Origin of the sequence: Ligilactobacillus salitolerans, assembly GCF_003864415.1 — a bacterium.
Taxonomy (GTDB): Bacteria; Bacillota; Bacilli; order Lactobacillales; family Lactobacillaceae; genus Ligilactobacillus; species Ligilactobacillus salitolerans.
This window is the reverse complement of record NZ_BFFP01000034.1, coordinates 22683-30912: the sequence shown is the minus strand read 5'-3', so window position 1 is coordinate 30912 and position 8230 is coordinate 22683. Positions and strand designations below refer to the sequence as shown.

Annotated in this window: 7 protein-coding genes and 1 pseudogene; 1 reads left to right on the top strand and 7 read right to left on the bottom strand. The window is 43.7% G+C overall.

Going from position 1 to position 8230, the window contains the following annotated elements; genetic code table 11:
- Positions 1-245, top strand: a pseudogene (locus LFYK43_RS09460) (ISL3 family transposase); the annotation flags it as partial.
- Positions 246-401: 156 nt separating this feature from the next.
- On the opposite strand, the gene smpB reads toward LFYK43_RS09460, so the two are convergent.
- The 7 genes from smpB to LFYK43_RS09425 all read right to left on the bottom strand — a co-directional run bounded on the left by smpB (position 402) and on the right by LFYK43_RS09425 (position 8128).
- Positions 402-866 carry an SsrA-binding protein SmpB gene (smpB, locus tag LFYK43_RS09455; RefSeq protein WP_124977698.1) on the bottom strand — a complete coding sequence of 155 codons (465 nt, stop codon included), beginning with the start codon at positions 864-866 and terminating at the stop codon, positions 402-404.
- A gap of 60 nt (positions 867-926) precedes the next feature.
- Positions 927-3311 (bottom strand): ribonuclease R, encoded by a 2385-nt coding sequence (rnr, locus tag LFYK43_RS09450; protein WP_124977696.1) that lies wholly within the window; start codon positions 3309-3311, stop codon positions 927-929.
- A gap of 85 nt (positions 3312-3396) precedes the next feature.
- Positions 3397-3633: a preprotein translocase subunit SecG gene (gene secG / locus LFYK43_RS09445; protein ID WP_124977694.1), complete on the bottom strand. Its 237-nt coding sequence runs from the start codon at positions 3631-3633 to the stop codon at positions 3397-3399.
- A 203-nt stretch (positions 3634-3836) separates the two neighbouring features.
- Positions 3837-4592, bottom strand: coding sequence for a triose-phosphate isomerase (gene tpiA / locus LFYK43_RS09440; RefSeq protein ID WP_124977693.1), 756 nt, complete (start codon positions 4590-4592; stop codon positions 3837-3839).
- A gap of 79 nt (positions 4593-4671) precedes the next feature.
- Entirely contained in the window at positions 4672-5865 is a 1194-nt protein-coding gene (locus tag LFYK43_RS09435; RefSeq protein WP_124977692.1) for a phosphoglycerate kinase, read from the bottom strand.
- A 159-nt stretch (positions 5866-6024) separates the two neighbouring features.
- On the bottom strand, positions 6025-7038 hold the full coding sequence (gene gap / locus LFYK43_RS09430; protein ID WP_124977691.1) for a type I glyceraldehyde-3-phosphate dehydrogenase: 1014 nt from the start codon (positions 7036-7038) through the stop codon (positions 6025-6027).
- Between the two features lie 55 nt (positions 7039-7093).
- Entirely contained in the window at positions 7094-8128 is a 1035-nt protein-coding gene (locus LFYK43_RS09425) for a sugar-binding transcriptional regulator (RefSeq protein ID WP_124977690.1), read from the bottom strand.
- Positions 8129-8230: the final 102 nt, after the last annotated feature.

The following is an 8230-nucleotide window of genomic DNA, read 5'->3' as shown; positions in this document are numbered from 1 at the left end:
GTCAATAAAACCCTGCTCAAACACTTTGACGAAATCGTCAACAGCTTCAAAACCTCATATTCAAACGGTCCTGTGGAAGGTACCAACAACAAAATCAAGGTTATCAAGAAGACTGCTTATGGCTTTAGAAACTTTGCCAACTTCCGCCTGCGTATTCTCCTAGCATTAAAGACCAGTTTTTTAAGCATGAATATGCGCAGAGAAATAAAAAAGCCACCCATCCCATTCAGGAACAGGCAGCTTGATCAAGCTATACCAATTTTTTGAAATTTTAAATATCATTACCCATCAGTACCACTTGACGAAGAGCCAAAAAACATCACTCACCTTTGTCCTGTTTAGTACAGGTTCGAGGTGAATGATGCTTTTTTCATCAATTTCAGCTAGACATTTACACAAGCTTAATAATTTTTCAGGGTACGTCTAATTTCGCGTTCCTGATCACGCTTCTTGATCGACTCACGTTTGTCGTAATCATGTTTTCCTTGGGCAACCCCAAGCAAAACTTTTGCAAAACCATGCTTGAGATAAACTTTTAAGGGAACTAAAGTCACGCCTTTCTTGGAACTTTCCTGCGCTAAACGTGCAATTTCTTTTTTATGCAACAGGAGCTTCCGATTACGCAAAGGATCATGGTTAAACTGATTTCCCTGGTCATAAGGTGAAATATGGACATTCATCAACCATGCTTCTCCATTGCGGATCTGTGCAAAACCATCTTTTAAATTTAAGCGGCTGGCACGGACTGATTTGATCTCAGTTCCTGTCAAAGAAAGACCTGCTTCGATAGTTTCCAAAATATAGTAATCATGACTAGCCTTGCGGTTTTGCGCCAGCGGCCTTGTTTGCTGCTTTTGCTTTACCATCCACATCAACCCCCATATTTTTAAACAGTAAGTTTTTCGACTAGCAGACAGCTGCCATTCTTAGTGGTGCTGTTGATTAGATTTAAAGTTGCGCTGTGAACCGCCCCGACTATGTGTACGGTTCGAATGGTTATTACCCTTAAAATTTTTCTTACCGGCTGGTCGTTTGCGACCATGTTGGAAGTTGCCGCGTCCATGCTGCTGGTGATCATTTCGGCGGTTAGGCCGACGATCAGGCAATTCAACGCCATCCAACAAATCGCTTTTTGGAGCTTTGCCCGGTTCAGCTAAAGTAAAATCAATCTGTTTTTGTTCGGCATTCACATTGATCAATTTAACTCTAAGTGGCTGGCCGATCCGATAAGTCTGCTTAGTCCTTCGTCCGACTAAAGCCAATTGTTTTTCAAGATATTCATAATAATCATCTTTGATCTCACTGATATGGATCAAACCTTCAACGGTATTCGGTAAAGCAATAAACATGCCGAACTTAGTCACAGAACTAACTACAGCATCGAATTCTTCGCCGACATGTTCTGCCATGAATTCGGCCTTCTTCATTGCGTCCGTATCCCGTTCAGCATCGATCCCCCGACGCTCTGCTTCAGAGCTGTGCGTGGTGATCTCATCCAATTGATCAACATACTTAGCTTGCGCATCTTCCCCAATACCATTTTCCAGGTAGTAACGGATCAAGCGATGTACCATCAGATCAGGATAGCGCCGGATCGGTGAAGTAAAATGCGTATAGTCATCGGCTGCGATCCCAAAATGTCCCAGCGGCTGCGGAGAATATTTGGCTTGTTGCATAGAACGCAAAAGCATCGTTGAAACCATCGCTTCTTCTGGTTTGCCAGCGACCTTTTTCAAGATGCCTTGCAGCATCTTAGGCTTGATCTCTGTTTTCTTACCAGTCACTTCAACACCCAATCCGCCTAACATCTCAAAGAAAGTGTCAATCTTTTCCGGTTTAGGAGTTTCGTGGATCCGATAAACAAAGGGCACATTGAGCTTGTGGTAATGAGCAGCTACGGTTTCGTTGGCTGCCAACATAAATGATTCAACCATCCGTTCACTGGTCCCGCGTTGGCGCAACTCAATATCGATCGGATGTCCTTTTTCATCAACAATGATCTTAGCTTCGGTATCTTCAAATTCAATGGCCCCACGACGCTTGCGCATCTTCAGCAAAATTTTATGCAAATCGGCCATATCTTGGAACATCGGCACGAGCTCGCGGTACCGTTCCATCGTTTTTTCATCCTGAGATTCCACGATTTTATTGATCGCAATGTATGTCATGCGTTCCGTGGATTTGATCAGACTTGGGAAAATTTTGTGGTTGACCACATGACCTTCTTGGTCGATCTCCATCTCACAGGTCATCGCACAACGCTCGACGTGTGGATTCAAAGAGCAGATGCCGTTAGACAGTTTCGGCGGCAGCATCGGAATTACACGGTCCGTCAGATAAACAGAGGTCCCCCGTTCAAATGCTTCGCGATCCAACGGTGTCCCAGGTACGACATAGTGCGAAACGTCTGCGATATGCACCCCTAAATGATAGTTGCCATTTGGCAGCTTCCAGACATTAACAGCATCATCCAAATCCTTAGACTCGATACTATCGATTGTCACTAAAGGCTGGTCGGTCAAATCGATCCGACCTTCCTTATCTTGATCTGTTACGTGGTCAGGAATAGCTTCTGCCTGTTCCATCACATCTTCTGGAAATTCATGAGGGATCTCATGCTCATAAACGATTTCTAGAATATCCATCCCAGGATCATTAATGTTACCAATGATCTTAGTAGCTACACCCTTGAGCAAGCCCGGCAAAGCCGCACTTGGATAAGCTGAGATCTCAGCTAAAACAACTTCTCCTGCCACAGGATGCAAACCTTTGTCTTCCAGTAAAAATCTGAAATTCGACAGTTTTTTGTCTTTCAGCCTTACTGTACCCAAGATCCCGTTTGGCAAGTTTTCATCTTCATCTGTTTGAAATTCGCCGACAACTTGCGTCAGTGAATGACTCAAAATCTCGACAATTTTGCCTTCAGGACGCTTATTAATCGCTGGATCGCCCGGTGCGATCTCTTCAACCTTAACTTCATCACCATTCAAGGCTGAAAGAGTCGCCGTCGGGTTAATAAAGTAATCCGGTTGTTCAGGGTCAACCGTGACAAAGCCGTACCCCCGATCATTGGCGTGAAAAATACCGCTCATATCGGAGGTTTGCGCAGGTGCAAGATATGAAAAATTGCCCTCTGCGTCCAAGGCGATTTTCTTGTCATGTTCCATTTGGGTCAACGCCTGGACTACAAACTTAAACTGTCCTGCGCCGGTCATTTCCAGTTTTTCAACTAACTCTGCCACCGCGAACTTACGCTCAGGTTCAGCTTCAAAATAGCTTGTTAGTTTTTCAATAATCTTTTCTTTATTCATTCGAATCCTCGTATTGTCTTAGTTTTATTATTTATAAACAAAAAACCCTCCTGTTTTTCACTGTGCAGGAGGTTTACTTCATAAACTAATGTGAAGAAATATATACCAAAGCCAACGCTAACAGGAAAAATAACACACCTAAAACGGTGGTAACTTTCTGCATAAAAGCTTCAAACCCACGCGGCTTTTGTTTACTAAAGAGGTCTGCTGCCCCACCTGACAATGCTGACGCGGCGTTATCATTTTTAGCCGGTTGCATTAACACAGCGACGATGATCAGAACTGAATCGATCAACAGCAGAGTCAATAATGTATTGTACAAGCAATTTTCCTCCTTACCCATTTCGGTAACCTACATCTCTTCTAATTTAGCACAAAATAGGCAATAACACAACCAGCGTCTTTGCTCGAACGCAAGGATTTTCCCAGAAGAATGCAAAAAAACAGCAGCCGCATCGACCGCGAGGAACAATCTTGATCCTTGCAGTCATGCAGCCGCTGTTTTATTTTGCAGCGTTTCGCAAATTATTTGTTGAAGTTAACTAATTGCAAATATGATTCTGGTACTAATGAAGCACCACCAACTAAGCCGCCGTCAATGTTTTCTTTACCCATTAATTCCTTAACGTTAGCTGGTTTTACTGAGCCGCCGTATTGGATACGAACTTTATCAGCAACTGTTTGATCATACAACTTAGCAACTGTCTGGCGAACTACCGCACAGATTTCTTCAGCTTGATCTGAAGTAGCGGTCTTGCCAGTACCAATAGCCCAGATTGGTTCATAGGCGATAACCAATGATGAAACTTGGTCTGCGGAAAGATCCTTCAAAGCTGCTGTTACTTGACCTTCAACCCATTCTTCAGCTTTGCCAGCTTCACGAGTTTCCAAAGTCTCGCCACAGCAAACAATTGGTGTCAAACCATTTTTAAAGATTGCGTGAGCTTTTTTATTGATGTCTTCGTCAGTTTCGTGGAAATATTCACGACGCTCTGAATGACCGATGATCACATAATCAACGCCCATTTCAGCTAATACCTTAGGTGAAGTTTCACCTGTGAAGGCACCTTCATCTTCAAAGTAGCTGTTTTCAGCAGCAACTTTCAAGCTTGAACCCTGGGCGTTTTCCAGCAAAGCCGGTAAGTCCACGGCTGGAGCACCGATGACAGCTTCAACACTGCCGTCAGTAGGCAATTCATCTTTAACAGCTTTAACAAATTCAGCAGTTTGTGCTGGATTCATGTTCATCTTCCAGTTACCTGCAATAATTGGTGTACGCATTAAATATTCCTCTCTTTCAAAAAAATAATTGCGGGTCATTCAACTACTCGCAATTATCAATAAATCTGTTTTTAAGCGACTACTTTTCTGAAACAGCAGCAATACCTGGTAATTCCTTACCTTCAAGGTATTCAAGCGATGCACCGCCGCCAGTTGAAATATGAGTTAACTTATCGCTAACGCCAAGTTCCTTAACAGCAGCAGTTGAATCACCACCGCCAACGATCGTAGTAGCATCTTCTAATGTACCTAAGAATTCACCAACTTCAAGAGTACCCTTGGCAAAGTTGCTCATTTCGAAGACACCCATTGGGCCGTTCCAAACAACGGTCTTAGCATCTTTCAAAGTATCCTTGAACAATTCAACGGACTTAGGACCAACATCTAAAGCCATTTCTCCATCAGGAATGTCGCCTTCAACAACTTCACTTGGAGCGTCATTCTTGAATTCTGGTGCTACCACGTTATCAATTGGGAGCACTAACTTGTCGCCGGCCTTTTCGATGATCTGCTTAGCCAAGTCAATTTTATCTTCTTCAACCAAAGAATTACCGATCTTGATGCCTTTAGCAGCATAGAATGTATAAGTCATTCCACCGCCAATGATGATCTTATCAGCTTTAGCAAGTAAATGATCGATCACGCCGATCTTGTCAGAAACTTTAGCCCCGCCAAGGATGGCAACAAATGGGTGCTTAGGATCATCAACTGCATTACCCAAGAATTTAATTTCTTTTTCAAGCAGGTAGCCGGCAGCGGCTTGGTCCATGTTGCTGGCAATTCCAACGTTAGAAGCATGTGAACGGTGAGCTGTACCGAATGCATCGTTGACATAAACGTCGCCTAATGATGCCCAGTACTTGCCTAATTCAGGATCATTGCCTGATTCTTTCTTACCGTCAAGGTCTTCAAAACGAGTATTTTCAACTAACAAAACATCCCCGTCGGATAATTTGTCAATTGCTTCTTCCAATTGTGGACCGCGAGTAACAGGTACAAATGTTACCGGCTTGTCGAGCAATTCAGCCAAATGCTGAGCAACTGGACGCAAAGTCAGAGCTTTCTTATCTTCTTCTTTTTTGATCCGGCCAAGATGTGAGAACAAAATAGCTTTGCCGCCGTTTTCTGTCACATACTTGATCGTTGGCAATGCAGCAACCATCCGGTTGTCATCACCAATTTTGCCGTCTTTGATCGGAACGTTGAAGTCAACACGGATCAAGACTTTTTTACCTTTGAGATCTTTCAAATCTGAAACAGTTAATTTAGCCATTGAAAACCCTCCATTGATTTAAGTCTGGTCAGCCAGTTTAAACTCGCTTCACTAGGATAACCTGTGTGGATCCAATTTCAAAGAAAAAGCGGAGGAAGTTGCCTCCCCCCGCCAAAAATTAGCGCCATGCAGGCGTCATATTCGTTTTAAAAACGAATATTAAAGCATGCTAGCAAATTTTTCAAGTGTACGGATCATTTGAGCTGTAAAGCCTGATTCGTTGTCGTACCAAGCAACAGTCTTAACAACTTGGCCTTCGCCGTCGCCAACAACCTGTGTTTGTGTTGGGTCAAAGACAGAACCAAATGTTGTGCCGATGATATCAGAAGATACGATGCCGTCAGCATTGTAACCGAATGATTCGTTGCCGTCTGTAACTTTCTTAACAGCTTCGTTAACTTCGTCAGCTGTAACAACTTTGTCTAAAGTTGTAACCAATTCTGTCAATGAACCTGTGATAACTGGAACACGTTGTGCATGGCCATCCAATTTACCGTTCAATTCAGGAACAACCAAGCCAAGAGCTTTAGCAGCACCAGTTGAATGAGGAATAGTATTTTGAGCAGCGGCACGAGCGTTACGAACGTTACCCTTCTTGTCAGGACCATCTTGCAGCAACTGTGTAGCTGTGTAAGCATGAACTGTTGTCATTGTACCTGCTTTGATACCAAATGCATCGTTAACAGCCTTTGCAAGAGGTGCCAAGCAGTTTGTTGTACATGAAGCAGCTGAAACGATCTTGTCATCAGCTGACATTGTGTCGTCGTTAACACCGAAAACGATTGTCTTCATGTCGCCGGCTGGTGCTGAAACAAGAACACGTTTTGCGCCTGCATCCAAATGAGCAGTTGCTTTTTCTGTAGAAGTATAGAAACCTGTTGATTCAAGTACTAATTCTACGCCGTCATTCTTAACCCAAGGAATATTGTGTGCGTCAGCTTCTGCATAAACAGGAATTGTCTTGCCATCAACGACAAGCGCATTGTCTGTTGCTGAAACTTCGCCAGCAAATTGACCATGAGCTGTATCGTACTTCAACAGATGAGCGAGCATTGCTGGTGAAGTCAAATCATTGATTGCAACAACTTCCAAGTCCTTTGATGTTTCTGCAATACGACGGAATGCCAAACGGCCGATACGGCCAAAGCCATTAATACCTACTTTAGTAGTCATACTAAAATTTTCCTCCTTTAGGAAATAAAAAATTTATTTTAATAAAGTAATGCGGCTAAACACTACCCTTTAAAATCACATTAGCTGCACCCTCATCAGTAACCAAATATGTCTGACGAGGAGCAATTTTCATGTAGGCGGCAATTGCTTGGCCTTTAGAAGCACCGCCAGCTACCGCGACTACACATTTCATTGAAGCGAGATCCTCTAATTGCAATCCGATCCGAGAAAGCTTTCTGACAATTTGTCCTTCTGCATTAAAGAAGTATCCAAAAGCTTCCCCGACAGCATCATCTTTGAGCAATTCATCGATCGTAACCTGTGGCATCGAACGCCTTTGGGCCATCGGAATTGCCTCACCAATGCTGTGGATCACCGCATTACTCTGCTTGATCAAAGAGACGACCTCTTGAACAGCAGGTTCACGTAATAACGGTTGATAAGTTTTCTCGCTAACGTGTTCAGGAACATATAATGCCCGGTGCTGCCCATTAGTCTGCTGGGCCATTTGAGCACAAATATTATTAGCCTGAACATCGACCCGCTCACCGATCCCCCCACGCGCAGGAACAAACATTAGGTCGCGTTCGTGCGCAAGTTCGGAACTTAAGGAGCGAGCTACTGTTGCCATTGTTGTTCCGCCCATCACGGCGAGAACATTTTTGCCAGGAGGCAATAATGCTTGCAGGAGCTGATTGACACTTGCTCCCATCGAACGGCTCACCGCCTGATCCAAGTCGCTGTCGCCAGGAACAACCAAGCAACGCTCGACCTGAAAAATTGAGTTTAATTGCCGCTCTTTAGTCCGCAAACCAAGTTCTTGCTGCAAGAAATCAGTTAAACTGACAACAGTGATCCGGCCATTTTCTGTCAGTTGCATCCCCGACTTAGTTGCAGCAACTAAGCCTTGTTCTTTCATAAAATCCGTCTCAGTTCGCAAAACCCGTTCACTAAGATCTAAACGGCTGGCTAAGCTGCGACGACCAACTGGCTGATCTTGCAGGATCCCCTGCAAAATTGAAATGCGCCGGTTCAAGACATTGACCATGTCGGGAACGACACTTTCAATCCACTCAAACTCACGGTGCATTTGTCGTCTCTCCCTTGGGACTGATAATGTCCAACAATCGATTTAAACAAAGCAGATAAAAATTCTGAAAAATGTTTGCTCAGAATCCTTATTCACAAGTGA